This window comes from bacterium (genome assembly GCA_019695335.1).
Lineage (GTDB): Bacteria > CLD3 > CLD3 > SB21 > SB21 > JABWBZ01.
Genome location: JAIBAF010000027.1, coordinates 1 through 26873 on the forward strand (window position 1 = coordinate 1; position 26873 = coordinate 26873).

Annotated in this window: 27 protein-coding genes; 7 read left to right on the forward strand and 20 right to left on the reverse strand. The window is 44.9% G+C overall.

The features are described 5' to 3' along the window. The 5 genes from K1X84_08575 to K1X84_08595 form a co-directional block, all read right to left on the reverse strand. Positions 1 to 539, reverse strand: a 539-nt coding sequence (locus K1X84_08575; GenBank protein ID MBX7151682.1) for a hypothetical protein, incomplete at its 3' end; no start/stop codon positions are given. A gap of 75 nt (positions 540 to 614) precedes the next feature. Then, a complete protein-coding gene (locus K1X84_08580; protein ID MBX7151683.1) occupies positions 615 to 1064 on the reverse strand; it encodes a DoxX family protein in 450 nt (149 codons plus the stop codon). A 148-nt stretch (positions 1065 to 1212) separates the two neighbouring features. Beyond that, entirely contained in the window at positions 1213 to 1563 is a 351-nt protein-coding gene (locus K1X84_08585) for an ester cyclase (protein ID MBX7151684.1), read from the reverse strand. Between the two features lie 28 nt (positions 1564 to 1591). Then, entirely contained in the window at positions 1592 to 2035 is a 444-nt protein-coding gene (locus tag K1X84_08590) for a DoxX family protein (GenBank protein ID MBX7151685.1), read from the reverse strand. A 64-nt stretch (positions 2036 to 2099) separates the two neighbouring features. Then, a complete protein-coding gene (locus K1X84_08595) occupies positions 2100 to 2555 on the reverse strand; it encodes a MarR family transcriptional regulator (GenBank protein MBX7151686.1) in 456 nt (151 codons plus the stop codon). Positions 2556 to 2872: 317 nt separating this feature from the next. On the opposite strand from K1X84_08595, the gene K1X84_08600 reads away from it, so the two are divergent. The 3 genes from K1X84_08600 to K1X84_08610 all read left to right on the forward strand — a co-directional run bounded on the left by K1X84_08600 (position 2873) and on the right by K1X84_08610 (position 4418). Further along, positions 2873 to 3328, forward strand: coding sequence for a VOC family protein (locus K1X84_08600; GenBank protein ID MBX7151687.1), 456 nt, complete (start codon positions 2873 to 2875; stop codon positions 3326 to 3328). 70 nt (positions 3329 to 3398) lie between these two features. Beyond that, complete coding sequence (locus K1X84_08605) at positions 3399 to 3824, forward strand: SRPBCC domain-containing protein (protein ID MBX7151688.1); 426 nt, start codon at positions 3399 to 3401, stop codon at positions 3822 to 3824. 15 nt (positions 3825 to 3839) lie between these two features. Then, the gene (locus K1X84_08610; protein ID MBX7151689.1) at positions 3840 to 4418 is read left to right on the forward strand and encodes a YdeI/OmpD-associated family protein; all 579 of its coding nucleotides are present in this window, start codon (positions 3840 to 3842) and stop codon (positions 4416 to 4418) included. Positions 4419 to 4422: 4 nt separating this feature from the next. On the opposite strand, the gene K1X84_08615 is transcribed toward K1X84_08610, so the two are convergent. The 9 genes from K1X84_08615 to K1X84_08655 form a co-directional block, all read right to left on the reverse strand. Next, positions 4423 to 5133, reverse strand: coding sequence for an SDR family oxidoreductase (locus K1X84_08615; protein ID MBX7151690.1), 711 nt, complete (start codon positions 5131 to 5133; stop codon positions 4423 to 4425). Next, positions 5130 to 6131, reverse strand: coding sequence for a hypothetical protein (locus K1X84_08620; protein ID MBX7151691.1), 1002 nt, complete (start codon positions 6129 to 6131; stop codon positions 5130 to 5132). Before K1X84_08620 ends, K1X84_08615 begins: the two co-directional genes overlap by 4 nt. Further along, positions 6103 to 6939, reverse strand: coding sequence for a nucleoside phosphorylase (locus K1X84_08625; protein ID MBX7151692.1), 837 nt, complete (start codon positions 6937 to 6939; stop codon positions 6103 to 6105). Before K1X84_08625 ends, K1X84_08620 begins: the two co-directional genes overlap by 29 nt. Before the next feature lie 75 nt (positions 6940 to 7014). Then, a complete protein-coding gene (gene mce / locus K1X84_08630) occupies positions 7015 to 7422 on the reverse strand; it encodes a methylmalonyl-CoA epimerase (GenBank protein ID MBX7151693.1) in 408 nt (135 codons plus the stop codon). A 22-nt stretch (positions 7423 to 7444) separates the two neighbouring features. Next, a complete protein-coding gene (locus K1X84_08635; protein ID MBX7151694.1) occupies positions 7445 to 9151 on the reverse strand; it encodes a short-chain dehydrogenase in 1707 nt (568 codons plus the stop codon). A 46-nt stretch (positions 9152 to 9197) separates the two neighbouring features. Next, positions 9198 to 10073, reverse strand: a complete 876-nt coding sequence (locus K1X84_08640; protein ID MBX7151695.1) for a bifunctional 5,10-methylene-tetrahydrofolate dehydrogenase/5,10-methylene-tetrahydrofolate cyclohydrolase — start codon at positions 10071 to 10073, stop codon at positions 9198 to 9200. 79 nt (positions 10074 to 10152) lie between these two features. After that, the gene (locus tag K1X84_08645; protein ID MBX7151696.1) at positions 10153 to 10947 is read right to left on the reverse strand and encodes a TIGR00282 family metallophosphoesterase; all 795 of its coding nucleotides are present in this window, start codon (positions 10945 to 10947) and stop codon (positions 10153 to 10155) included. Between the two features lie 51 nt (positions 10948 to 10998). Next, entirely contained in the window at positions 10999 to 12831 is a 1833-nt protein-coding gene (locus K1X84_08650; GenBank protein MBX7151697.1) for a UbiD family decarboxylase, read from the reverse strand. Positions 12832 to 13006: 175 nt separating this feature from the next. After that, on the reverse strand, positions 13007 to 13648 hold the full coding sequence (locus K1X84_08655; GenBank protein ID MBX7151698.1) for a hypothetical protein: 642 nt from the start codon (positions 13646 to 13648) through the stop codon (positions 13007 to 13009). Between the two features lie 187 nt (positions 13649 to 13835). Between K1X84_08655 and K1X84_08660 the strand changes: the two genes are divergently transcribed. After that, complete coding sequence (locus tag K1X84_08660) at positions 13836 to 15218, forward strand: DNA photolyase family protein (protein MBX7151699.1); 1383 nt, start codon at positions 13836 to 13838, stop codon at positions 15216 to 15218. Positions 15219 to 15221: 3 nt separating this feature from the next. On the opposite strand, the gene K1X84_08665 is transcribed toward K1X84_08660, so the two are convergent. After that, positions 15222 to 17006, reverse strand: coding sequence for an ABC transporter ATP-binding protein/permease (locus K1X84_08665; GenBank protein ID MBX7151700.1), 1785 nt, complete (start codon positions 17004 to 17006; stop codon positions 15222 to 15224). Between the two features lie 203 nt (positions 17007 to 17209). Here K1X84_08665 and K1X84_08670 point away from each other — a divergent pair, with 203 nt between their 5' ends. The 3 genes from K1X84_08670 (at position 17210) to moeB (ending at position 21262) form a co-directional block, all read left to right on the forward strand. Continuing rightward, positions 17210 to 18715 (forward strand): AAA family ATPase, encoded by a 1506-nt coding sequence (locus tag K1X84_08670; protein ID MBX7151701.1) that lies wholly within the window; start codon positions 17210 to 17212, stop codon positions 18713 to 18715. Between the two features lie 27 nt (positions 18716 to 18742). Then, positions 18743 to 20029 (forward strand): thiolase family protein, encoded by a 1287-nt coding sequence (locus K1X84_08675; protein ID MBX7151702.1) that lies wholly within the window; start codon positions 18743 to 18745, stop codon positions 20027 to 20029. Positions 20030 to 20110: 81 nt separating this feature from the next. After that, positions 20111 to 21262: a molybdopterin-synthase adenylyltransferase MoeB gene (gene moeB / locus K1X84_08680; GenBank protein ID MBX7151703.1), complete on the forward strand. Its 1152-nt coding sequence runs from the start codon at positions 20111 to 20113 to the stop codon at positions 21260 to 21262. On the opposite strand, the gene K1X84_08685 is transcribed toward moeB, so the two are convergent. Genes K1X84_08685 through K1X84_08705 form a run of 5 tightly spaced genes read right to left on the reverse strand, consistent with a single transcriptional unit; the run spans position 21263 to position 26853 of the window. Then, complete coding sequence (locus tag K1X84_08685) at positions 21263 to 22726, reverse strand: ABC transporter permease (GenBank protein ID MBX7151704.1); 1464 nt, start codon at positions 22724 to 22726, stop codon at positions 21263 to 21265. A 38-nt stretch (positions 22727 to 22764) separates the two neighbouring features. Further along, entirely contained in the window at positions 22765 to 24174 is a 1410-nt protein-coding gene (locus K1X84_08690; protein MBX7151705.1) for an ABC transporter permease subunit, read from the reverse strand. Positions 24175 to 24193: 19 nt separating this feature from the next. Next, a complete protein-coding gene (locus K1X84_08695) occupies positions 24194 to 24919 on the reverse strand; it encodes an ABC transporter ATP-binding protein (protein MBX7151706.1) in 726 nt (241 codons plus the stop codon). A 21-nt stretch (positions 24920 to 24940) separates the two neighbouring features. Further along, complete coding sequence (locus K1X84_08700) at positions 24941 to 26425, reverse strand: hypothetical protein (protein ID MBX7151707.1); 1485 nt, start codon at positions 26423 to 26425, stop codon at positions 24941 to 24943. 2 nt (positions 26426 to 26427) lie between these two features. Further along, positions 26428 to 26853, reverse strand: coding sequence for a PDZ domain-containing protein (locus K1X84_08705; protein MBX7151708.1), 426 nt, complete (start codon positions 26851 to 26853; stop codon positions 26428 to 26430). Between the last annotated feature and the right edge of the window lie 20 nt (positions 26854 to 26873).

Below are 26873 nucleotides of genomic sequence, written 5' to 3' on the forward strand. Positions count from 1 at the left end.
CGTTTGAGAGGAATTTTGAGTTCGTAAAATACGCCGTCTTTAGTGTTTTTTAATTTCACGGCGATGTTTTTGAGGTCTTTGAGTTCGAGCCGCACGCGATCATACGGACCGGGTCCGATGATCTCGAGTTCATTCAGAAAATCTTTTGAAATGTTTTCGAAAGGATCTTCTTTCGGGCGTTTGCCTTCGCCCATCGGTATCATCATCGGCGTCAGACCGTATGCGGCAAGGCCAAGCGGGAATTTGATTCCGAAAGATTTTTTCTTCGACACGGTCGGATCGAACCAGATGGTCATTCCCATCATCATGAGGTGCATTCCCTGCCGCCGGTCCGTCGGCGTGATTGATACGTAGAGAAATTCATCGTCGTTGTGGAACCCCAGAGCTACTTTGCTGTCTTTGACGATCATCCGGTCGTTTTGCCAGTCGGCATCGCTGCCGTCGATCGTGATTTCCGACGTAGGGCGCGTACTGACTAATTCGATACTGCCACCGCAACCAGCCAATATCAGTACGATCAACCATCCCAAATTCCGCATACACGTCTCCTTCTGTAGATTGTGCACGTTAGACGTGAAGCAGCGGAGAGAGTTTAATAAGCGCCAGCCAACCGGTTACACTTCGACTTCGGCCTTTCGATGTTCAAGACTATAATCGAGCGACCAGCGGCCGGAACCGTAGACGAAAATGAGGATCAGTAAAAATAAAACGAGGGCGGAGAATTCTAAATTTTGACCGGTCGTGAAAACCCCTTCTTTGAAATGAATAAAAAAAACCGCGCCGAATAAAACCGGGATCTGAATGGCCGCTGCCAACCGTGTGCCCATGCCGATCACGAGCATCAGTCCACCCGTAATGTGTGCGAGCGCAACGTAATGCACGACGATCGTCGTCATCGCCTGAAATTCTCCCGACTCCATCAGCAGGCGCGCGAGATATTCCGTTTGCGAAATGAAAAAAATACCTTTGGCCAGCAGGCCCAAACCCAGATAAATCCGCAGAAGTTCGAAACACAGATCGCGATGGGCTTCCATTTTTTGGAACAGCGCATACCACTTTTCCATGTTCTCCTCCTTTGTGAAGGGTTATCATTAGTTTTCAAAGAACGGTTATTGGTAATGTAAACGACGAACCGTCTTTTTCCAAATTGTATTTAACGCAATTTGCAACGCACTTGTGAAATGCGTTGCAAATTTATTAAATCGCCCGATTTTAGTTGCCGTAGTAAAAGCGCTCGTGTACGATCTTGCCGTCTTTCCAGCGCTGAACAGATACTTGCGTATATTTACGGATGCCCCAATCGGCGTGTGTATAATCGAGAAAACATTCTATCGCCGCGACGTTATCGCCGACGGCAATCGATTTAATCTCCATGCCGCGAAATTCAGTAACTTTTGAGAAAAATTCATTCTCGCGGTTACGATTCGCTTCTTTGCCGACGGTCGGCGATGTTTCGTTTTCCTGCATGACAACGTCATCGGCGTAATATTTTTCAAAAGCTTCCAAAGCATTTCCATTCTGGATCATGGAATACAGATCGCGGACAGATTCCTGGATTTTCATAACTACTCCTTTTTGTTTTGTTGTGAATTTATTTAACTAATAATCGGTCGACAGAATAACGTCCGGCTCCTTTGATGATTAAAACCAATGCGAGCGTCATTCCAAGAATATGATATTCAAACCCTTCAACGCCGGCGGACATACCGCCAAACCAATTCATAAAAAATCCGTTTTCCCAATGTGTTTTTGCGGCTACTAACAGCAACATAAAAATTCCGAAGCCGGCTGCCCGCGTCAGTACACCGGCAGCCATCGCCAAGGGTGCGACGATCTCCGTGACAATGGCCAAAGCCGCGAAAAATCCCGGAATGCCTACTGTGCCGGTCATCCAGCCATAGGTTCCGGCAAAACCATATCCTCCGAACCACCCCAAAGCGTGTTGCGCGCCGTGCGGAAACATAACGATCCCTAAAATTAACCGGACTAACAGCGACGACCAGTCGCGATCGGTTTGAAACAGTGACTTAATCATGTGAACTCCTTATTATTAAGTTAAATGTGTTATAACACATATCTGTTTAAAATTTTTTTACAACTTATTCGTTATAAATTTTTTCACAAATTTCGGATAACCGGACTAACTCTTCATCATTCAGTCTTTGAATAAGATAATTGTCCAGTTCAGCAATCGATCCGGCCATCATATCAAGGAGTTTCATACCCTTTTTAGTGATACGGGCTACGGACAAGCGGGCGTCTTCGGATGAAGAAGTCCGCTCGGCCAATCCTTGTTTCTCCAGCCTGTCCAGCAGCCGCGTCACGTCCGGTGCGCGTTCGATCATACGATCGATGATTTCGCTCCTCGGATGGCCTTCGGGATAAACGCCGCGCAAAATCCGAAGAACGTTGTATTGTCCGCGCGTAATATCGAACTCAGCGCATATGGCATCAAATTTTTGCGTCATAAACCCGGATGCGACCAACAAATTAATCGCAGCTTTTTCTCCTAAATTACTGAATCGCGCTTGTTTGATCCGATTTTCAAGGCTCATATTAAAATCTCCAATTACGTGTTACAACACAAATATACTAATTTAATTCCGAGTTGCAACACATTTTTTAATATATTTTTGAATTTCAAAGCTATCCGGCAACTAACTTCAAAAAAATCAAAAATTACCCTTGACGCAGGCGGGGTTGGCTTCGTAGTTTATACACGATCAATCTCGTCACATTCAACACATAAATGAAGGAATCAAGTCCTATGGCACGCAAGGTTAAATCCAAAGCTAAAGCGAAAGGCAAAAGCAAAGCCAAGTCCAAGCCCAAAGGTAAAGCGAAACCCAAAGCGAAAGCCAAAATTTCATACATGGGCAATGGATACCATAATGTTACGACGTATCTAACCGTTCACGACGGAGCGGGCGCCGTTGAATTTTATAAACAAGTTTTCGGCGCTAAGGAGCGCCCGGGCCGTATGTCCGATCCCAATGGTAAGATCATGCATACTGAAATACAGATTGGCGATTCACGGATCATGCTGGCCGACGAATTTCCGGAATGGGGTAATATCAGCGCCAAAACCTTGGGTAAAACGCCGGTGGGCATGAATGTTTACGTTAAAAATTGCGATGCCGTCGTTGAAAAAGCGGTATCCTTAGGTGCGAAACTGCTCATGCCGGTGGCCGATCAGTTTTACGGCGACCGCTCAGGCCGCATCGAAGATCCGTTCGGACACAATTGGATTATCTCAACGCATTTCGAAAATGTCTCCCTGAAAGAAATGCATAAACGCATGGCGGCGATGTATTCGCAAAAACAGTAATAGTACTTTTAATTGAAAAATAGAAATAGGCTGTCTTTCGGCAGCCTATTTTTTTATCAAAGAGAATGATATGAAGCCTCCGATACGCTGGCGTTTGCACTTACCCACCGCGCCGGAAAATGTGTACGAATTACTGGCAACCGACAAGGGTAGAAAAAAATTCTGGGCTAAAGACAGCCATGAAGAAAACGGAACAATTCATTTTCAATTTATCAACGGACAGTCGGTTACTTCGCGGATCATCGAAAGCTTACCGTCGTCCCGGTTCGTCCTAACCTATTTTGATCAGTCGACAGTTCGATTCGAATTGAATTCCGACGGTCACGGCGGAACGGACTTGCTGATGGAAGAAACCGGCGTTCCCGAAACCACATGGCATGAGAATTACGCCGGCTGGCTTTGCGTTTTGCTGAATCTCAAAGCAACGGTTCTCGGACTGGATCTCCGCAACCACGACCCGCAGCGCACATGGGACCAAGGTTATGTGGATGTTTGATTAAAAGGCAGCTTTATGAAACCATTATTTTTTCCGACTCCGGCAGATTTCCGCGTTTGGCTGGAAAAAAACCACGATAAAGCCGATGAATTATTAGTCGGTTTTTACAAACGGGATTGCGGCAAGCCCAGTATTACGTGGCCTGAATCGGTCGATCAGGCATTGTGTTACGGATGGATCGACGGCGTTCGCAAGTCACTCGGCAACGAAAGTTATACCATACGCTTCACGCCGCGCCGGCCCGGAAGTAACTGGAGCGCGGTCAATCTCAAGCGTGTAGACGAACTGATGAAGTTAGGGCTCATGCGCCCGACAGGTATCAAAGCCTACGAAGCACGAAATACGAAGAAGATTCAGCAATATTCATACGAACGCCAGGCAGCCAAGCTCGATACATCTCAGGAAACGCTTTTCAAAAAAAATAAAAAAGCCTGGGCCTTTTTTCAGTCTCAGCCTCCGTCGTATCAAAAGCCGTGTATTTGGTGGGTGGTAAGCGCGAAACAAGAGGAAACAAAACTCAAGCGTTTAAAAACGCTGATCAACGATTCTGAAAGAGGTCAGCGGATTGGATTGATGAAATGGAAAAAGAAGTAATCCCCTATTTATCGTTTTTTTTCTTTTTCTCTATCTGATGTTTCTGAGGTCTTACAATCATTTCAGTAACGACAGTCCCTTTTCGTTGAGATAAAATCGTTTCAACGGCGTCAGCAACGCATTCGGACGTGACGTGACTGTCGGCATCATCGTGCTCTTTAAAATGAAGGCCATCGTAAAACGGAGTTTTAGTCATGTCCGGCAAGATCGTTGTCACTTTCACTCCGTATTTACGGACTTCGTCGAATAAGCTGTCGGAAAAATGTTTAATCCCGGCTTTGGTCGCGGCATACGCACTTCCGATCGGGCTGCTTTTCACGGCTGTAATTGACGCAATGTTGATAATAAAACCTTCCGACTGTTTTATTTTTCGAAGAACCAATCGGGTCAGCACCAACGGCGCCTGGAGATTGGTCTGCACCAGACGTTCAATATCTTTGACTTTAATTTCTTCATGCGGCGCAAAAAAACCGACGCCGGCGTTATTGATCAGCACGTCCAATTGTTTCTCGTTTTCGAAAACATCGTCAACGCATTGTTCAAGTTGTTTTGAATGAGTAACATCGCAAGTCAGAGTTTTGAATTCGGCGTGTTTGAATTTAGTTTTTGAAAAATCTCGCGCGAGACCATATACGCGGTAATTCATCGCAATCAGTTTTTTGCAGATCGCCAATCCGATCCCCGACGAAGCGCCGGTTACCATTGCAATTTTCATATAAACACCTTGGTTGAAGGCAAATATTGAAACAACAAACTTTTCATAAATGCATGCATTTCCATTCGAATAACATCCGGATAACTCGCAGCATTGCCGTCAAAAACATACGAATGGTACAGCACATCGGAATCATTTCTCTGCTTACGGATTTTACGAAGATAGTCCGCATTCATTCTGAAAACGCCGGCGCTGACGTCGTGCAGTTTTTCTGCATCCAACTTCTCAAAAACTGTTTGAACACATTGCGTATAATGTTTTTCCCAATGATCGATACGAATCACCGGATCGAAACACGCGCGTACTTTCCAGCCACAATCGACGGCTTCTTTAGCCGCGGCGATGCGGCGTTTCAGCGGCGGCGTACCTTTTTCGTACCGCTCGACAACTTCATCCGGCGACATCGTCCATGCAAGGATCACACGGTCGCACGGAGCCAACGAACGAATCGATTTAAAATTAGCGCTTTTGGTGCGAATTTCGATAATGAGATTCGGCTGAATACGTGCAAACTCAATCCATTGCGAACACAGCGGTACCACGTTTTCAAATGCCAGTAAGTCGGTGTCGTACGAAATTGCAAGGCACATTGGTTTCTGTAACTTCTCCACAACCGCGCTAAAAAAGTCGTCACTATTCACAAAGATAACCATATTGGCCGAACCGTACATACCTTGGAGATAACAATAATCGCAGTTATAGACGCAATTCAACATCATCGAATTGTAATAAAAATTATCATGACCCATACTCTGGCTGAATTCCGAACCGTCGTACAATAGATGATCTTTTTTGACGGCAAGAATCAATTTCATGCTTCGTTTTTGTGATTGAAAATTTTGCTGCGGCCTATTAAAAATGTCTTTGTAATGGTGTACGGCAATACGGATTGCGTTGGGAAATTTAGACAGGATTGACTCCGTAAGCGAATATCGTTCGGCGCCTTCTTCAATATAAATATGCGAAAAATTAGGCAACACCGAGTCTGGTGCGGACACGTTTAAATGCGGATTGACGTTCGTTTTTATTTCGGATACCGGCATGAAGAAATTCGCTTAGAAAAGTTATTTCTTTTTTTGATGCAATTTTATACGCTGTAGCCCAATCGCGCAGTTGATGGATCTGCGTCGTCGTGAGCCGTAAATGATTGATCAATTTGCCGAGAAGAATATTTTCTTCATCGGTAAAAACTCCATCACTTTTGGACTGGGCGGCTGAAAATCGTTGTATGAAACCGTCAATTTCCGGCAATTTCTTTTGCACCAGTTCAGCAACAAATTCCCGCGTAATGTGATCCAATTCAAGATAATCGGAAACGATTTTCAAGGTTGCGATTTTATCCGGCGCTAAAAAAACCGAAGCCGATTGAAAGAACCCCGACGCTTCCATGTCGACCAGATTTAAATTCAGTTCGACCGCCATATCCATCGTCACCGGCGTGTCAAACGTCGTAACCTGATCTTCGATCAAACCGTGTTTGACGATCATATCCGGAAAAAATTCACGCCGTCCCGCAAAATCGATTATTTTGTTTATGACAATCAGGTCGCCGATTGTATAGTGCGTCTTAGGTGTTCCGCAAATTCCAAAATTAACGGCACAAGCCGGATCAATCTGGCTGAAAAAATAAGTCGTTGCGACAGCCGATTTGATTTTCCCAATGCCGCTGACGATCAAAGCTATATCGTCGTTTGAAAAAATTTCGAACTTGGCCGAAGCGAGGTCTTTTTTTAGATTGAAATAATCGATCAGCGGGCGCGCTTCAGCATGTAAAGCTGTAACAATCCCGATAGTTTTTTTGTTCAACGCCAAAGCACTAAGGTTTTTACGTCATAGAGCGCGAGACTATCGAAATTCATCTCGACGCGATGATTGAATAATTTATGGTTTTTCACACAATTCAAGCAATACGCCGGACGTCGATTTCGGATGAACAAACGCAATCTTTGCGCCGTGAGCTCCCGTTTTAGGCGTTTCGTCAATCAGTTGAAATCCTTTCGATTTCAGGTCTTTCAACTTTTCCTCGATATTGGTAACATTGATCGCAATGTGAGCGATGCCGCCTTTGTTACCGTTCTTCTCGATGAATTTGGCGATCGGGCTGGACGGATCGGTTGCCGCGAGCAATTCAATTTTCGATTCTCCGATTTCAAAAAAAGCCGTTTCGACTTTCTGATCGTCCACCGTTTCATGTCCGGTATAGTGAAAACCCATCGCTTCGTATAGTTTTTTAGCCGCTTCCAGATCGGTAACAGCAATGCCAATATGATCGATTTTATTGAGTTTCATGATAATTCCTTTGATTCTGTCATCACGCTTTCATGCGCTTACCTTTTTCTTCCACTGTAAAAATCCACCCGACCATCTTGCCCGGATCGATTTCCGGAAAATTATCCCAATATTCACGGTTGCGCAAATACCGCGAACCTGTTTCGTCATCTGCAACCGATTTGATTTCTTTGACGAGAATCGCGCATCGTTTACGCCATTGCTCCATATTCGCAACGCGCAAATCCACCCAACCGTCGCGCGCCCACGAATCTATTGAGTGCTTCTCAATTTTAAGTTCGTTTTCACCGTGAAACGGCGGAATTTTAATTTCATCGCCGCGAACCATAGATTTTCCATCGGACATGAGAATAGGAATGCCAATGGAAATAATTTCCTGACGCAGCTGTTCGTCGTTTACAATTATATCGGTGAGACGTTTCGACAATTCTTTTGCGCTTGTCCGCGCAACGACGTCCATGTCCGTAAAGCCGGCTTTGAGCAGGAACGCTTCGTAGAGCAATTTCGATACACGCGGCGGACCGAGCATTTCAAATGCAATCCCTTCGATGCCGTGCAACGTCTCAAGTTGTTTTAATTTTTTAATGGCACTGTGGAAAAGATACCCCGCACGATACGTCGGCTCGAGCGTAGCATTATCCAATGCATTAATAATATCGTGTCCGGTGTTGCCGCCACGAACCTCAAAAATAACGCTCTCGGCAATTTCCTCAGGAGTAACGTATTCCATTTGACCGGGCGTCGTTATCGTTTCAAATTCCCCGCGTGAAAATACACCGTTTTCACCGGTATCGATGTAGACGGCTTTAAGATTTTTCCCGGTCGTTTTGGCTAATCCCGGCATTTTTAACTGGAGTTTAGTGTTGAGCTTCACCGCTTTTTCGGGAGGGCAATCAACCAAACGTACAGGTTGTCCTTTTTTACGGATTTCACCGTAATCGATTTTCTTCCAACCGATGAGCCCGGTCGGTTTGATTTCTTTAATGATCGGACCATCGGGAGTCCGTCCCATCAGGAAAAGCAACAACGTATGCGCGCCGGCAATCGACGATTTGGACAACAATACGCGTGATGGCCTTTCCTCGCTGTGCGTGTAAGGAATATTCAATCCCATTCCTCCCGTGCCGCTAGTGCCGATTTTGACATACATTTGCGTTCGATGAATTTTCATCGACTGATACAACAATTGCACGTGACGAATTAATTGCGGCATGTACAGCGTGCATAATAATTTTTCGGTCGTTTCGATCAGATCGTTTTGTTTTTTCTTCTTAGCTGCATTGAGTTGCCGGATAACATTGCGCGTGCTTTGGAAAATATCCTGATAGGCAATTGCCGTCGCGGAATTGATACAATCGACAATAATATCTGGCTGGTATTGGCTCAACAATTTAAACAGGCTCGAGCGTTTCAGTACTTCGTCGTTCAACTCTGAGATCATGTCGTCCATCAACATGCCACGATAACGCTCGTCCGCCATTAATTTTTCACGAGGCATATCTTTCAGTTGATGCCGGAGAAATACATTACCCCACCATGGTATAAAAAAATTCTTTCCGGCTTTGGGGAATTCTTTTTTCAAATCACTTACCGCTTCTATCGCTTCGCTCTTATTAAGCGACGTCACGATCAGGCGACCGGGCTTTTCTTCCATCAATTTTCTGCAAATTGCCGAGCCGACGAGCCCCCATCCTCCCAATACCAGTACCGTCTTTTTTTGAATATCCATACATCAGCCTCGCGTGTTATTCAGATTCCATCATTCGGTTCGATATTTATTTTTTCAAAACTGCTTTCAATGTATTTTTCATCAACATAATAATGGTCATCGGCCCGACACCGCCGGGTACGGGCGTAATGGCCGACGCAACAGCCTTGGCCGATTCGAAATGAACGTCACCCGTTAATCTGAATCCGGATTTCTTTGAAGCATCGGCAACACGGTTCATCCCAACGTCAATCACAACGGCTCCGGGTTTGATCATGTCACCGCGAATAACTTCAGCTTGTCCCATCGCCGCGATCAGAATGTCCGCTTGTTTTGTATGATAGGACAAATCTTTCGTTCCGGTGTGACAAACGGTTACCGTCGAATTCGCGCCTTTGGCTTTTTGAATCAGCATACTTGCCAAAGGTTTACCAACGATATTGCTTCTCCCGACGATCACAGTATGTTTGCCCGATGGATCGGCATTGCTGCGCATCAGTAATTCCTGCACACCGGCCGGAGTACATGGTAAAAATACCGGTTCGCCGATCGATAATCTTCCGACATTAAACGGATGAAAGCAATCGACGTCTTTGAAAGGATCGATTGAATTAATGATAACGCTTTCATTGATCTGCTTCGGCAACGGTAACTGCACCAGAATACCCGAAACTTTCGGATTCGTATTGAGTTCATTAATCAACTTTAATAACTCTTCCTGCGACGTTGACGCCGACAATTTAATCGTTTCATGGCTCATACCGACTTCTTCGCACATTTTTCCTTTATTGCGAACGTATACTTCCGAGGCAGGATTATCGCCAACTAATACGACCGACAAATGCGGTACGATACCGGTTTGTTTTAGCTTGGCAACTTCTGAAGCGATTTCATGTTTAATGTCGTCAGCGATTTTTTTCCCATCAATGATTGCAGCGGTCATGATAACTCCGGAAAATTTATGGTTTCAGATTGAAGATTGTCAACTTTAGATTATTACAAAAAAATTCTAAAATATTAAACTATTTCTGATCGATTCGGATCCGTTCGACGTGCGTAGCCTTACCGGTTTGCGTATCGATTTTAAAAAATAAGCCGTGCAGCCTTACGTCGCCGTGAGCAGGCTCGAATTTGAAATACGTTTGAAGGATGAACTTCCTGATGGCGGCATCTTTTTGCATTCCGATAACGCCGTCGTGCGGGCCGGTCATGCCAACGTCCGTAATGAAAGCGGTTCCGGCCGGCGAAATTTTTTCATCCGCTGTTTGCACGTGGGTGTGCGTTCCGATAATTGCGCTGGCTTTTCCGTCAACATAATGAGCAAAAGCAATTTTTTCAGCCGTCGCCTCAGCATGAAAATCAACGATTACGACGTCGGTTTCTTTTTTGATCCTTTCAATTTCACGTTCTCCGGTACGAAATGGACATTCAATATCATAAAGATAGGTACGGCCTTGCAGATTGATCACTCCAACTTTGATTCCGTTCTTGAGTTGATAGATAACGGAGCCTTTGCCCTCATTGCCTGTTGGATAATTGAGAGGACGAAGAAGGAATTTCTGTATCAAAGGATTTTCGGAATAAAACGTTTTCTTACGATCCCAAATATGGTTACCGCTTGTAATCACATGTACACCTACGTTAAAAAGCGTTTGGCACATTACATCGGTAATGCCTTTACCTTCACAGGCGTTTTCGCCATTGGCAACGACAAAATCAATTTTCCGTTCTTCGATCAATCGCGGCAATGTATCTTTTACCATATCCATTCCCGGCGTTCCAAAGATATCGGCCACGTGCAAACACTTCAATTCCATACATCTCCTTTAATTCGGATCAATCTAAAAATTATCGTCAAAACTTACAAGTTACACCCAACCGTGTAAAACGCGTCCTTTCACGCCCAGCGCATCAACCTTCCGTGATACTTCAGGATCTTCTGCCAGTGGCGGAGCATGATGCGGTTTGATACGGGCATCGATTACCAGAGGTCCCCGACAACCCCAATGTTTATCGTCGATGAACGTACGCACGCCTTCAATATCCGTCGCAGGATTTGAACGCGTGAACGTTGTCCACAAAAAATTGTTCAGATTGCGACCGGCAAATTCACTGTCATCAACCAATACCATCAGAGGAAAATCGTCCCAAACCCGAACCGATTCGTAAAAATCGCAGAAACCTTTGAGCGTTTTCTTTCCGATTGTTCGGTCGCTGAAGGCCGGCGCCTGAATCGCAACGACGCCTGGTATTACGATTTTTGGATTATTGAATCCGGCCGGCAAATGAATATCCACGGGTAATTGCGACGGCAATTTACGACGAATGCGCCCAGCGGCTGCTACAACAACTTTAGAACCTTCGTTGATCGCCGTGCCTGAATAATCCAGCGTATCCATCGTCGTTCGCGTTTGAAAATGCAGATCCGTCTCCCAGTTCACGCGTTCTAAAATATGTTTAAAAAAGTCTCCGATATTATGAATATCCAAATCAGGATTGTCTTCCCTTGCCGCAATCATCAGGTATTTGGCAAGTGACAATTGCCCCTGGCCGAGTATTGCATTGGCGATCGTCAGAATTTCTTGCGGTTTTCGCTCTTCAAACGGAACATACCGTTCACTGCCAATGGCTAATAACAACGGATGCACGCCGGCCGCATCGACGGCATTAACGGCATGGAGCCCGGCAATGACAGTCGGAATAATCGGCCCGGTGATTTCATGAATAATTTCTCCGAACGACGTGTCTTCCTGCGGCGGTCTCCCGACAACAGTAAACGGCCAGATGGCATCTTCGCGATGATAAATTTTGTCGACTTTGATAAAAGGAAAATCGTGAGTAAGACTATAATATCCCAGATGATCTCCAAAAGGCCCTTCCGGTTTTTTCAGGTTAGGATCGACCGTTCCTGTAATACAAAAATCGGCATCGGCGGCAATAGTAAATCCATCGCGTTGAGAATAACGCACGCGGTTGCCCGATAAAACTCCGCCGAACATCAATTCGGTCAATCCTTCGGGTAGCGGCATTACGGCGGCCAGTGCCATCGCCGGATGGCCGCCCACAAAAATACTGACACGCATTTTTTCTCCGCGCCGGATCGCGGCTGAATGATGCACACCGATACTACGATGTATTTGATAATGCAATCCTATTTCTTCGTTCGTGATATATTGTCCGCCGGATAATTGAATCCTGTACATTCCGAGATTCGACATTCGCCAGCCGGGAAAATCCGGATGTTCGGTATATACCTGAGGGAGAGTGACAAATGCGCCGCCGTCATTCGGCCAGCTTTGAATTTGCGGTAGATCTTGTACTCGGCATTGATGCGCCAAAACCGGACCGGACGCAACTTTTTTTGGGATGGTTCTCAAAGCCGCCAGCGGCGCGCCGGCATATCGCAACGGATGTTTTAAAAAAATAACCGGATCGATTTTCAGATCAACCAGTTGTTTCACGCGTTTCAGTGTGTGGCGAAAAATAAATCGCGTCCGTTCCATCGTACCAAATAAATTCGACACACATGGAAAGCGGCAACCTTTGACGTTGGTAAATAATAAGGCCGGCCCCTGGTTTTGATAAACGCGACGCTGGATTTCAGCCATCTCCAGATACGGATCAACTTCGTCGGTTACGCGAATAAGGAATCCGTTTTTTTCCAAGTCATCGACACATTGCCGTAATGAACGGTGATTCATACAACCTCTTTAAAAAAACCGTGCCATAATACGGAAATTTGTACTAAAAGAAAACCAGATTATTCATTTTAATAGTGTCGCTACGACATGGAGATATGTCTACAATAACTTCAATTGGAACAAATAAAAAAAGCGCTCCAACAAGGAGCGCTTCTTAACGGAGGAGACTATGCTATCAGAAGGCAATACCAAATTTCAATAATTGAAAATCCAAATATATTTTTTCAAAGTCGCTGCTGAAAAATGTATCGACTTTTTTATCCGTGCCTGTAAAATACCGTCCAACGCTCAAGCCTGTACCCCAGTACAAACCGCTTTTCGAAAAATAACGATAACCAATACCACAGAAAACGCCAAGCTTATTTCGAGTAACGCTTTTCGAAACATCGGACAAAAACTCATCTTCTTTTGAACTAATATGCGCAAATGTTGCGCCGCCGCTTAAATAAAATCCTTTTTGATGTTCCCCTAAAAAACGGCGGTAATGCGCCTCGACTTCATAATAACGATCGCCATGCCCGGACTGAATCAAAACAGGAAATGCAATTTCAGCTTTTCGGCTTACGTTGAATAACGAAAATCCGCCGGCCAGTGAAAATGTTTTATCCGCACTTGCAACTAGTAATCGGGCCGGATTCAATTCTATTCCGTAATTCTTTCCTGTCAATGGCTCCAACGCTACCTCATTGTATAATTCGGTTTGCTTCTGCATCATTTGCTTTTGCAATGCAATCACGGTGTCAATTTTTGAATCGCTCTGACTCCATGCCGTTGGATTCAAAAATAACATTCCAACTAAGCATAATACCCATTTCATTTTGATCTCTCCATTTTTAATTTTGTTTAAACACTGTATTTGAGACACGCGAGTAAGAACTGGCAAGAACAATGCCCGGCCTCAAACGTATGATTTTACGTTATTTAAAAAATCAGCAGATGTGGATTACTTTCACACCGTGAAAGTACGAGGTTGCGAATATTGCGAATCTGCTTTATTTTGGGCTATGAAGTTTAATCATTCAATTGTCTGGCTTCGCCGCGATCTGCGATTGCACGATCATACGGCATTAGCACATGCGATCGAAAACAGCCGTACGGTTTCACTGATTTTTATTTTTGATCCTTCAATCATTAAAAACCTTCCTCCCACTGACCGCCGATTGACGTTTATTTGGGAATCGCTGGTAGATATCGACAAGCAGCTACGCTTATCCGGAGGTGCGGCAGTCCATAAATTTCACGCCTTGCCGGAAAAAGTATTACCTGAATTATTTCAAACCTGCTCCATCGATGCACTTTTTTTTAATCATGATTACGAACCTGTGGCTATGCAACGCGACACTGCGATCGACCGACTCGGTCGAGAAGCCGGCGTGCATGTTCAATCGTTTAAAGATCAGGTTGTTTTTGAAAAAAACGAAATACTCAAAGACGATCGGACACCTTACAAAGTATTTACCGCTTACAAAAATAAATGGCTCAAGGAGTACGAAACGCTTCTTCCCGAAAATGTACGACCTGCGGTTAATAACCTCACCAAAATCGTTTCTCTGAATACAAATTTTCCGAAAGTAAACGGACTTGAAAATATTAAATTCCACCGGCAAGAAAATTTTATCAAAGGCGGCGAATCGGAAGCCCAAAAAACATGGAAGCAGTTTTCAATAAGTTTTTTAAATGATTATGATCGTCTCCGCGATTTACCGGGCGAAGATCAAACGTCGCGTCTTTCACCGTTTTTACGTTTTGGAAATATTTCAGTAAGACAGTTATTGCTGGAAATAAAAAATTATTCTTCGAGCGGTTCAAAAATTTATATGAGCGAATTAATCTGGCGGGAATTTTTTATGATGATTTTATATCATTTTCCCCACGTTGTACAGCAATCGTTCAATAAGCCCTTCGATAAAGTCCGGTGGTTGAATAATGAAAAGTGGTTTGAAGCATGGTGCAAAGGACGGACTGGATTCCCGATCGTCGATGCCGGAATGCGTCAGCTTAGCGAAACCGGATGGATGCATAATCGCGTACGGATGATCACGGCGTCGTTCCTTGTCAAACATCTGCACATAGACTGGCGCTGGGGTGAAAAGTATTTTGCAGAAAAATTATTGGACTACGAGTTATCGAGTAATAACGGCAACTGGCAATGGGCGGCAGGCACCGGTGTTGACGCGGCGCCTTATTTTCGTATTTTTAATCCGATCACACAAAGTAAAAAGTTTGACCCGGAAGGCGTCTACATCCGGCGATGGATTCCTGAATTAAGAGAATTATCGGCAAAATTAATTCACAATCCTTCCGGTATCAATCAGTACCCGTCTCCGATCATTGATTTGGACAAAGAACGGAAAGTGTGTTTGGATCTTTATAATCTTCGCAGTTAGCACTCAATTCATTGTCATCGTTTTCACGGCGTTTTCGATCAACCGGCCATTACGCTCGCCGATCTGCTGGCGCCACATCGCGTAATACAAGCCTTTAGCTTCAAGCAACTCTCCGTGTTTTCCCGTTTCGGCAATTTTCCCTTTTTCCAAAACAAAAATTTTGTCCGCGTGCATGATCGTCGATAAGCGATGCGCAATTATGATCGTCAGGTGATTTTGCCTTGCGGAAATGGAACGAATTGTTTCCGTAATCTCTTCTTCGGTCAGCGAATCCAATGCCGACGTGGCTTCATCAAATACCAGGATCGTCGGTTTTCTGAGAAGCGCCCGTGCAATGGACAACCGTTGTTTTTCACCGCCGGAAACTTTGACGCCGCCTTCGCCGATCACGGTGTCCAGGCCCTTATCCGCCCGCGCCAACAGGCTTTGGCAAGCGGCTTTCTGCAATACATCCATACATTCTTCGTCCGTCGCTTGAGGGTTGACGAATAAAAGATTTTCGCGTATGGTTCCTGAAAATAATTGCGTGTCTTGTGTGACAAAACCGATCTGTCCGCGCAACGAATCCAGATCGACGGCTCCGCTCGGATGTTCGTTATATAAGATTTGCCCGCTTTGAGGAATATAGAGACCGACAAGTAATTTGACCAATGTGGTTTTGCCGGCGCCGGACGGTCCGACAAACGCCAACGTTTCTCCGACCCGCGCTTCAAATGAAATATCCGTCAATGCGTGAAAATTCGACGTCAGATGTTTAAAACTCACATTGTCAAAGGATAGACTGGAGATCTCCGGCACATGCACGGGACGCTCGGGTTTCGGGTCCTTCGGCGTTTGCAGAATATCCTGAAAGTTTTTGAGTGAAACTTCCGCTTCCCGGTAGACATTGATCACATTGCCCAGTTCCTGCAACGGACCGAAAATAAAAAACGAATAAATAAACAGTGAGAAAAATTCACCCACCGTTATCTGACGATCAAAAATAAGATACAGCATCACAAACATAATTGTTGTACGCAGGAAATTAACAACCGTTCCTTGAATGAAACTCAAGCTTCGCAGATAACGGACTTTTTTTAATTCGAGCTGTAAAATTTTACCGGTGGTGCCATTGAGACGTTCGATCTCCTGTTGAGCAAGACCGAGGCTTTTGACTAACTCGATATTACGCAACGATTCCGTTGTCGAGCCGGCCAGCGCCGTCGTTTCCGCCACGATGTCTTTCTGGACTTTTTTAATTTTTTTACTGAGTACGGAACTCAGGTACCCGATCAACGGAATGGTCAAAAAATAAATAGGCGCAATCAGCCAATGAACGCTGATGGCATAAATCGTTACAAAAATTACGCCGACGATGGACGTAAACAAAATATTGATGAAGGCTGAAATCAAACGTTCCGTGTCGGTTCGAACTTTCTGCAATTTCCCCAGCGTCTCGCCGCTGCGTTGGTCTTCGAATACCGAATACGGTAATTCCAATGAATGACGGATGCCGTCCGAATATATTTGCGCGCCTAACCGTTGAGTAACGACATTAACAAAATAATCCTGAAAATTTTTGGCAATACGTGAAACCATGGCGACGCCGACTGATGCGCCTAACAACATGAATACTCCGCGAAAAAACTGCTCGGTAGTATATTCGCTATACCGCGTCGCATATTCGTCAATGACCTTTTTCAAAATCCACGGATCGAGCAGAGAAAAAACCTGGTTGATCGCCGCCAGAACCAAAGCCAGTACCACCAATTTCCAATATTCTTTAAGATAATTCAGTAACAGTTGCATAACCGCTTTCTTTAATAAGTCGGAAAATGTATTATTTGGATTTAATAAGCCCGCCAATATACACATTTACAGCCGAGAATCCACTTGCATTTATTGGCTATGAGGACTAAGTTTGAATAAGTTTAAACGCAGAACGTTTGAAATAATTTCATAATTTGATAGTTTTATAAGACGATAAGACTCTATAAGAAAGGTCATAAGGAATGAATCTCTCATCGCATACGAATACGGAGCAATTTAAAAAAGAATTCGAAGAGTTTCTTAAAGGCAAATACGGCAGCGGTGACCCTGAACAGGACTCAATGGGCGCTAAAGCCGGCACCAAGAGCTCTGATTCTGAATCTGAAATCAATTTCGACCTTAAACCCGAAGAACTTGAAGCATACCTGAAACAATTTGTCGAGTGTCAGGATGAAGCCATTGAAATCATGGCCACTAAAATTGCGACGCATTACAACCGGATGAAACTGGAAGATACGTTGACGGAAGAGCAAAAGCTCGTCGGTAATATTAAAAGCAATGTATTGATGATCGGCCCTACCGGCGTCGGCAAAACGTATATTGTCAAACTGATTGCCAACAAAATCGGCGTACCGTTTGTCAAGGGCGATGCGACGAAATTCAGCGAAACCGGTTACGTCGGCGGCGACGTGGAAGACCTGATCCGTGATCTCGTGCGGGAAGCCGACGGCGATATCAAACGCGCGGAATACGGCATCGTCTACCTCGATGAAATCGACAAAATTGCATCGGCGACAAATTTTCGTGGCATCGATGTTTCGCGTACCGGCGTTCAGCGAAACTTGCTCAAATTGATGGAAGAATCGGAAGTCGATCTGCGCGTCCCGCACGATATGGCTTCGCAGATGGAAGCGGCTATGGAAGCTCAACGCACCGGGAAAGTTGTACGCAAAAAAGTAAACACCAAAAATATCTTGTTCGTGATGAGCGGTGCGTTCTCAGGACTCGACGACATTATCCGTAAACGCGTACAACAAAAGCGTATGGGTTTCGGTTCCGATCCTACGCGATCAGCCGACGTAAGCAAAAGCGACTTATTCCGGCGCATCAAAACCGAAGACCTGCTTGAATACGGGTTTGAATCCGAATTTGTCGGGCGATTGCCTGTTCTGGCCGTTCTCAACGAGTTGACGGTCGATGCCTTGTTCAATATTCTGAAAAATGAAAACAGCAGCGTGACGCTCAGCAAAAAACGCGACTTCCAGGCCTACGGCATCGACATAAATTTTGACGATGATGCCCTACGGATATTCGCCGAACGCGCTCACCGGCAAAAAACAGGCGCCCGCGGTTTGGTCAACATTCTCGAAAACGTACTGATCAAATACGAGAAAAAACTTCCGTCAACGCAGATCCGCAAATTTCGCGTTACTAAAGACGTCGTGGAAAATCCTGATACGGAACTGAATAAATTGCTTACGTACAGTTCGATGAAGGAATTTCAGGAAACCTTCCTCCGCAATCACGGAATCGTATTTGAATTTTCTGATACCGCGATTAATCGTATTTCCAAACGAGCCGGCGAAATCAAAAGCACTTTCAATCTGATTGCTCGTGACTTGTTCAAAGATTATGAATACGGATTGAAGCTGGCCGGAAAAACGAATTTCGTCGTCAGCGAAGAAGTGATCGACGATCCGAGAAAATATTTGGATGAACTGATCAAGTCATCCTACGGTAATAAATAAAAAATTCAATTTCCTGAAAGCACGTTTATGAAAAACGTTGTCATAATCGACGGTGTGCGTACTCCTTATATCAAAGCCGGTACGCTTTTCAACAAACTCACGGCGGTCGATCTTGGAAAACTGACCATACACGAATTGCTCGCCCGCACGAACATGTCCGCAGATCAGATCGATGAAGTGATCGTCGGCAATATTGCCCAACCGCCGGAAGCAACAAATGTGGCACGTATCATCGCTTTGGAATCAGGTATTCCCAAGAATATCCCGGCATTCACCGTACAACGCAATTGTGCCAGCGGCATGCAGGCCGTTGCTGATGCGTATTTACGTATTTCTTCAGGAATGGCCGACGTGATTATCGCGGGAGGAGTGGAATCGATGAGCAACATTCCCCTGCTTTTCGCGCAAACGTTCACGGATAAATTTGCTGAATTTTATAAAGCACGCTCGTTCGGACAAAAGCTCGGCGCGTTGAGCAAATTAAAATTACGCGACTTGAAACCGGTGATCGGGTTGCAACTCGGCCTCACCGATGGTTATTGTGGACTTAATATGGGCGAAACGGCCGAAGTGCTGGCTAAAGAATACGGCGTCAGCCGGCAGGAACAAGACGAATTTGCCGTCATGAGTCATCAACGCGCTACCAAAGCAACCGACGACGGAATTTTAAAACAAGAGATCGCACCGGTTTATCTTCCGCCATCTTATAAAAACGTTGTCGATGAAGATAACGGCATCCGCAAAAATCAAAACATGGAAGCGCTGGCTAAATTGCGCCCTGTTTTTGACCGACGATTCGGCACTGTTACAGCAGGCAATTCCAGCCAGATCACGGACGGTGCGGCGTTTGTCCTCGTAATGTCGGAAGAAAAAGCCAAAGCGCTGGGCTACGATATTCTCGGATACATCCGCGGTTTCGGTTTCGCCGGACTTGATCCTGAACGCATGGGTCTCGGTCCCGTTTTCAGTACGCCGATCGCACTGAAACGCGCCGGATTAGCCATGAAAGATATTCAATTGGTCGAAATGAATGAAGCTTTTGCCGCGCAAGTCATTGCCAACGAACGGTGTTTTGCATCGAAAAAATTTGCCAATGAAAAATTGGATCTGTCTGAACCGCTCGGAGAAATCGGCCGTGAACGCTTGAACGTTAACGGCGGCGCGATTGCGTTAGGTCACCCCGTCGGTTCATCTGCAACTCGATTGATCGTTACGTTGTTGAAAGAAATGAAACGCCGGCAATTGCAATTCGGTCTCGCGACGTTGTGTATCGGCGGCGGTCAAGGCGGCGCGATGGTGTTGGAAAGAAAATAGACTAATGAAAAATATCACTCTGAATAGATAGCGTAGCGAAAATTTCGTTACGCTATCATTTTTTTAAAACTTGATTTTATAATGAACATTTTTTCTGCCGAAGAACTCGCCCGTTACAGCCGGCATATTATCTTACCTGAATTCGGTCTTGAAGGACAAAAAAAACTTAAAGACGCCAAAGTCCTTGTGATTGGAACCGGAGGGCTTGGCAGCCCGATGCTGCTGTATCTTGCTGCCGCAGGAGTGGGTACGATTGGAATTGTCGATTTCGATATCGTCGACGAAAGTAATTTACAAAGACAGGTTTTATTTCAGGTCAAAGACGTCGGCCAGCCGAAAGTTGTAGCCGCAAAAGCGCGCCTTGAGGGACTCAATCCGCACATTCATATAATCACGCATCACTGCATGCTCAGTTCGCAAAATGCAATGGACATTCTTCGTGACTACGATGTCATTGCGGATGGCACGGACAATTTTCCCACTCGTTACTTGGTTAACGATGCATGCGCCTTATTGAATAAGCCATTGGTTTACGGTTCGATTTTCCAGTTTGACGGCCAGGTGTCCGTGTTCAATTTCACAGATTCAAACGGCGCTGTCGGGCCTAACTATCGCGATCTTTTTCCAACACCGCCGCCGCCGGGACTGGTTCCAAGTTGCGCTGAAGGAGGCGTTTTGGGCGTTTTACCAGGAATTATCGGGAGCATGCAGGCGAATGAAGTGATCAAAATCATTACCGGCATCGGCGAACCTTTGTCCGGACGATTATTACTTTTCGATGCATTAAAATTTGAAACACGCATTTTAAAATTTTCACGTGACGAGAGCAATCCCATCAACGGAACAAATCCATCGATTCGTCACCTGATCGACTATGATGAATTCTGCGGTATTACGCACAAGCCTGACGATACCATACGTGACGTTTCCGTCGACGAACTTAAACGCATGATCGATGCACGCGCCGATTTCCAATTGATCGACGTACGGGAACCGTTTGAATATGATCTCGTTCATCTCGACGCGGAATTGATACCGTTAAAATCGATTGCAGAAAAGATCGATAAGATTGTGCGTAATAAACCGGTTGTTGTCTACTGTAAATCCGGAATGAGAAGCGCCAAAGCGATCCGGGAATTACAAATAACATTCGGCCTCACTAATCTTTACAATCTTAAAGGCGGCATCATAGAATTTATCAACCGGATTGATCCGTCAATGCCGAAATACTAATCACCGCACATCGTACCGCAAGAACGCCACGAATACGCTGACTAAAGCAATCCCGCTAAAAACAACCAATAAGGACAAATCCATCATAAGATCGCTGAGGATGTCGCCCGTATTTCTTTTCGGATGCTGAAAGTGAGGAATTTCATCCGCACTGATAGTTTTTTTCATGTCCGGTACCTGAACGTTGAATCCTTTTCTACTGTCAACTGTCACCCTCAAACCTTCGCCTCCACTTTCTTTGCTTTTTTTCTGAATAAAATCAGAAAAAACGACATGGTAATCGTTCAACGTTTGTTCATAGCGTTTCTTGATAAAAATATCCGTTTCAGCCAAATTCATAGCTGCAAGTTGAAACGATGATGCCGGAGAAAATCGAGACAAAGCAAAACCGGTCTTGACTTGTTGCAATTTACGATTCTCCATATCCTCATTAATTTGCTTTGAATATCTTGCTACATCTTCCTGCATAGCTTTACGCGCTACATCATCTTCTTCCAACCAACTCCACAATTTTTGCTCACGGTAAGCTTCCCGATCTTTTTCAGGGATTTTATCCAGTTCATTATTACGGCGTTCCCATGTTTTTTGTACGCCTTCACGGTATTTTTCCCACTGCGATTTTGAATAGCCGTCGATCTGGCTGTCAATTTCCGCCGCGGAAGGCACTTGAATAATTTGCCCTGCGATCATGATCGCAGCCCGCGGCACGATCAGCGTCAAAACAATCCAACTGACCAACAATATCATAAACGATGTTGCCGAGCGCTGAGTCAATGATGAAACCAGCAGGCCGAGTATCATAAAAAACGTAAAATATACAATAGCCAAACCAAACAAACTTAATAGGCGGAGCCAGTGATCCGCCGAAAGTGGAATTTGATAAACCAGTAACAGCAGTAACCCCAGCAATAATGGAATCAATAACGGCACAACAAGCCCTATCCATGAACCAATTAATTTGGCTACGATCAGCGTCGATTTCGGAACAGCATTCGCGAGTGTTAATTTTAATGTACCGCTTTCGCGTTCGCCGTTAACGGCATCGTAGGTAAAAAGAATTGCAAATAATGACAGGACAATGACGACAATGAAATTAAAATCAAGAAAACGAAAAACGGCATATATCAATTCCTGAGAGTACGCACTTTCCATCAGTTTTACAGGCGTCCAGACGCTGATCGGCGCAAACCGCCCGATGTCATAATTAACGCCCAAAACAATAATTTGCAGCGGATCGGGATAGCGGTAGACCCGATTGACCGCGCCCGACCAGGTTGTCCGTTCACGCAGGCTTTGTTGGTTCATCGCCTGCCCGGTTTCGAATTGAGCTACCGTCACACGATATTCCTGAATGCCCACAAAAAAGCTCAGCAGGATCAAAATGGAACACACCAGAAAAGTGCCAAAAAATTTCGGGCTGGTCAGAATAAATTTGAACTCTTTTTCAACGATCGTCCACACCATAACGACACCTTTAGTTTTTTTATCAATCAAAGCAATTGTCAACGCACGTCAAATTTTAAAAACGCCCAAATTGCTCCGGCGAAAAATATTAAATTGAACCCAATCAATAATCCGAGATCGGTTAACGCAGGCGTAATGTATTCGCCGTTACTCAATGTTTGAAATTGGAATGCAGGAATTTCATAAGGATTGATAGGTTTCGGTTTTTCCTGAGGCGCGCCGCCAACCTGGATCCGAACCATGTGTCCGCCGGTTTCACCGTTATTTTTAGATTTGATGAATTGAGCGAAACTCTGTTGGTACGATCGCGCCTGATCGAGAAATTGCTGTTCAATGCCCTGTGACGTACCCGCAAGGTTCATCACCGCGAGCGATAGCGATGCGGTGGGAGAAAAACGCGCAATCCGGAATGCCCATTCGCGCTGAACCGTTTGCCGATTATTCCGGTCTTCATTCAAACGCTGATTGAACTCGGCGATTTTGGCTTCGCGCTCATCCCGCGTTTTGTTCATAAATGTATTGAAAGACGCAATGGCTTGTTCAGGATCGTTACTAGGAGCTACGAAGGCATTGATCTTCTGCATATCCTCCGTCCATAGCTGCGATTGATTACGGAATTTCTGCGCATGAATTTCATCAATCGAAGGAACGTCGATCGCCCGGCCGGCCAACAAAATGGATGTACGCGGAATGATCAAAACGAAAAAAATCCAAACGATCAAAAGGATCAAGAACGAATACGATGAACGTTCGGTTTTAGCCGAAACAAAAATTGATAAATTCAGAAAAACTGCAAAAAATAAAAGACCCGCAAAAACAATCAGGCTCAAACGCAGCCATTCCGATCCGTTCATCGGGATTCCCATAATGATCAACAAAATACATCCGATCAGAATCGGCACTAACATCGGACCAATAATGGAAATAAATACGCCGCACAGTTTGGCAAGAATGTAACGATCTTTTGGAACGGCATTGGCAAAAGTTAATTTCAAAGTACCTTGTTCCTTCTCACCATTGACGGCGTTATACGCCAGCAAAATGGCGAACAACGATAAAATCACCTGGAAGACAAATTCCAAATCAAGAAACCGGAATACGGCATAAACCGGGTCTTCACCGTACCGGCTGTTTTCAGAAATCAATTCGCCCACTGTTTCAACTTTAATGGATCGTCCCACGTCATTGGATAAACCTGAAATCAAAGCGGCGAGCGGCGACGGTGGCAGAAAAACCTGAGTCTCAACCTGGCCCCATTCCGTAAGGCCTTCCATTTGCCTGATGTTTTCGCGCATCGACGCTTCATATTGAGCGCGGTTGACCTGATAATTGCGCGCTCCGACATAAAATGCCAAAAGGATCAGGATAGCGCACACACTGAACGAAAAAACAAATTTTACCGAGCCGATCATCTCGCGAATTTCTTTTAATACTATAGTTTTAAACATAATGCACCTTTAGTATGGGTTATGCAGACAGCGGTTCCATATAACCGGCCATGAATTGCACATACAATTTTTCAAGATCTTCGCCTTCAAGTTCCTTTTGCGCGCGCTGCATAACGAGTTGCCCTTGGTTCATAATGCCTACCACGTCCGAACTTTCTTTAGCGCGGAAGATATCGTGCGTCGACATCAGAATAGCTTTTTGTTCTTCACGTAACTCCATGAGCAGTTTCATAAATTCAAACCCGGCTTTAGGATCCAGTCCGGAAGTCGGTTCGTCTAAAATAATTGCGGGTGCATCTTTCAAAATCGCAATCGCAATGCCGCATTTTTGTCGCATGCCTTTCGAAAATCCTTTCAGTTTTCTGTCAAACGCTTCTTTTTGCAAACCGACGCGCATTAAAACAGACTCCAGCTCTTTATTTGAATGCTGTTTTCCGGCGAGTTTGGTAAAATATTCGAGATTTTCAATCGCAGTGAAATTGGGATACAGCATGACGTTCTCTGAAACAAACGCTATTTTCGTTTTCGCGGCCAGCGGTTGTTGATGCGTCACAATACCGTCAACGAGCGCTTCACCTTCCGTAGGATTAATGAAATTTAAAAAAATATTGATGGTGGTAGTTTTGCCGGCCCCGTTACCGCCAAGCATCGCGTATATCTGCCCGGGCAATACTCTGAACGATACGCCATCCAGCGCCAGCGTCTGATCTTCATAACGTTTGGTTAAATTTCTTGCTTCCAGCATCGGACTCATACGTTTCTCCTTTTATTTTCGTGTCAACTTGATCCCAAACCATACAATTCCGCCAACGACGCCGAGAATAAGCGCTACAATCAACAGCGTGCCTAAAACATTGGCTTGCGGTAACATTTCAATCGTGATGGTTTTATCTTCGCCATTCACCGGCTGATTTTCTGATACCGATGATGTACGTACCCTGATTTCATATTTACCCACCGCAACATCGGCCGGAGGAATAAATTGAAAATGAAAGCTCTTTTCCTCACCGATATCCAACGACGGAATAACCAACGGAGTGATTTCCTTTTTCCAATTAAGCGGCATGTCAAGCTCGGCTTTGATATTATCCAATCGACGCGAGCCTTCGTTTTTTACGTCCACCGTTGCCTCGACCGTTTCTCCGGTTAAAGCGGAATAATACAATTTCGGCGCACGCACGAGTAACTTAGCATTGCCGCGAGGAATCAATTCCAGCTTCACAAAACCGACGTTGAGTTTTTCAATTTCTTCACGCGTCCAGTTTCTTTGTTTCCAATCGTTCACTGAAGCAAGTTTTTCCTGCGGTATCACCAGCACATAAAATGGAATTGAACGATCAATACCGACGGCTTCCGTCGGCCGATCCGGTAAAAAAATACGAAGCGAAGCTTTGCGCGTGTTCGCTGATTCGGTGAATTTAAATTGGCTCAGCTTCGCCTCGGAAGCAGGATCGGTAAAATAACGCGTAATTTCCGGCGGCAGATTCACGACTTCGAGCTTGAACGTGTTATCTTTGCCGCTGAAAAGCTCGAGTGAAAAATCGAATTGTGCCGTTCCGCCCAGATCGGCTTCCTGAGAAAACTGTTCCGACTGTACGAGCACTTTGTTTTCCGACGCGTCTTTTTGCAAATAAATTTTCATACTGCGGGACGAACCGTTACCGTAAATAATATTCACTGTCACTGCATCAAGATCCTGAAGCAGAATAAAATCGACTGATACCGGTTTGCCGTATTGCAATTCGGCAATCTTTGTTTCGTACGGCTGGCTGACAATGGCGCCTTCAGAGTTGAGCAGCGAGACGTAAACATTATTAATGAAATCCGGCTGCAGCGATTGAAACAACTTATCATCCAAGTTGACCAGTTTCATAAATTCGCCGCCGCCGCCAGACGCATTGGTTAATTCCACACGAACACGCTTTTGACTGTTGCTGCCTTGGTACTTTACGGCTTTTGTCACAGAGACAAATTGCTGTTCGAAAAGTACAGCCAATAAAGATTGCTGATAATTGACTTCCGCGTCGGCAAAATTGCGGCGGGCGCTTTCAAGTTCCTGTGCCGAAACCATCGCTTTATCAAACAATTGTTTTTGGCGGTCGTAATCGGCCTTCGCCGCTTCGTACGCTTCTTTCGCCCGCTTGAGCCCAAGCAACCGGTATTTATCATCCCGTTCATTGAATGGAACGATTTGAGCAAATACTTGCCCTACTGCAGTGGCTAATAGTATAATCCAAATAAATTTGTTCATTCTTATTCAGTCGTTTCAGTTTCAGTTCCGTCGGCATTTTTGCGAACCATTTTCTTTTGCATCTTCGGCAATGTAGCCGGATCGGCTTTGACAAAACTGACCATCAACATTTCCTCACCTCGCTTTAATCCTAACTTAATGGTAGCGCCGATCTCTGAAGTTTTATATAAGTTTTCAATGTCGTCGAGCGTTTTAACCGACTTGCCATTGATCATCAATACAACGTCACCGATTTTCAGATCAGCCGGTTTGTAACCTTTCGCCAGCATATGATCCGATACTCGATCGACACGAACCGAAACACCGTCGTCGAGAATCATTGCTCCAATTTCAAACACCGGACAGACTTTTCCATTGGTCACGATGTACTTTTCCTGAGCAAACGCTCCGGCAGTAAAGAGTGTTAACAACAGCAATAAAGTTTTCATACATTCTCCTTTTAGTTTTT

Excerpts from the sequence above, each read along its gene's own strand:
- K1X84_08655 (MBX7151698.1), bottom strand. The coding sequence starts at position 13,648 with ATGAAATGGGTATTATGCTTAGTTGGAATGTTATTTTTGAATCCAACG.
- K1X84_08600 (MBX7151687.1), top strand. The coding sequence starts at position 2,873 with ATGGGCAATGGATACCATAATGTTACGACGTATCTAACCGTTCACGAC.
- K1X84_08585 (MBX7151684.1), bottom strand. The coding sequence starts at position 1,563 with ATGAAAATCCAGGAATCTGTCCGCGATCTGTATTCCATGATCCAGAAT.
- K1X84_08595 (MBX7151686.1), bottom strand. The coding sequence starts at position 2,555 with ATGAGCCTTGAAAATCGGATCAAACAAGCGCGATTCAGTAATTTAGGA.
- K1X84_08665 (MBX7151700.1), bottom strand. The coding sequence starts at position 17,006 with ATGCAACTGTTACTGAATTATCTTAAAGAATATTGGAAATTGGTGGTA.
- K1X84_08640 (MBX7151695.1), bottom strand. The coding sequence starts at position 10,073 with ATGACCGCTGCAATCATTGATGGGAAAAAAATCGCTGACGACATTAAA.
- K1X84_08590 (MBX7151685.1), bottom strand. The coding sequence starts at position 2,035 with ATGATTAAGTCACTGTTTCAAACCGATCGCGACTGGTCGTCGCTGTTA.
- K1X84_08650 (MBX7151697.1), bottom strand. The coding sequence starts at position 12,831 with ATGAATCACCGTTCATTACGGCAATGTGTCGATGACTTGGAAAAAAAC.
- K1X84_08610 (MBX7151689.1), top strand. The coding sequence starts at position 3,840 with ATGAAACCATTATTTTTTCCGACTCCGGCAGATTTCCGCGTTTGGCTG.
- K1X84_08685 (MBX7151704.1), bottom strand. The coding sequence starts at position 22,726 with ATGGTGTGGACGATCGTTGAAAAAGAGTTCAAATTTATTCTGACCAGC.
- K1X84_08690 (MBX7151705.1), bottom strand. The coding sequence starts at position 24,174 with ATGTTTAAAACTATAGTATTAAAAGAAATTCGCGAGATGATCGGCTCG.
- K1X84_08705 (MBX7151708.1), bottom strand. The coding sequence starts at position 26,853 with ATGAAAACTTTATTGCTGTTGTTAACACTCTTTACTGCCGGAGCGTTT.
- K1X84_08615 (MBX7151690.1), bottom strand. The coding sequence starts at position 5,133 with ATGAAAATTGCAATGGTAACCGGCGCTTCGTCGGGGATCGGATTGGCG.
- moeB (MBX7151703.1), top strand. The coding sequence starts at position 20,111 with ATGAACATTTTTTCTGCCGAAGAACTCGCCCGTTACAGCCGGCATATT.
- K1X84_08635 (MBX7151694.1), bottom strand. The coding sequence starts at position 9,151 with ATGGATATTCAAAAAAAGACGGTACTGGTATTGGGAGGATGGGGGCTC.
- K1X84_08580 (MBX7151683.1), bottom strand. The coding sequence starts at position 1,064 with ATGGAAAAGTGGTATGCGCTGTTCCAAAAAATGGAAGCCCATCGCGAT.
- K1X84_08675 (MBX7151702.1), top strand. The coding sequence starts at position 18,743 with ATGAAAAACGTTGTCATAATCGACGGTGTGCGTACTCCTTATATCAAA.
- K1X84_08700 (MBX7151707.1), bottom strand. The coding sequence starts at position 26,425 with ATGAACAAATTTATTTGGATTATACTATTAGCCACTGCAGTAGGGCAA.
- K1X84_08695 (MBX7151706.1), bottom strand. The coding sequence starts at position 24,919 with ATGCTGGAAGCAAGAAATTTAACCAAACGTTATGAAGATCAGACGCTG.
- K1X84_08670 (MBX7151701.1), top strand. The coding sequence starts at position 17,210 with ATGAATCTCTCATCGCATACGAATACGGAGCAATTTAAAAAAGAATTC.
- K1X84_08605 (MBX7151688.1), top strand. The coding sequence starts at position 3,399 with ATGAAGCCTCCGATACGCTGGCGTTTGCACTTACCCACCGCGCCGGAA.
- K1X84_08645 (MBX7151696.1), bottom strand. The coding sequence starts at position 10,947 with ATGGAATTGAAGTGTTTGCACGTGGCCGATATCTTTGGAACGCCGGGA.
- mce (MBX7151693.1), bottom strand. The coding sequence starts at position 7,422 with ATGAAACTCAATAAAATCGATCATATTGGCATTGCTGTTACCGATCTG.
- K1X84_08660 (MBX7151699.1), top strand. The coding sequence starts at position 13,836 with ATGAAGTTTAATCATTCAATTGTCTGGCTTCGCCGCGATCTGCGATTG.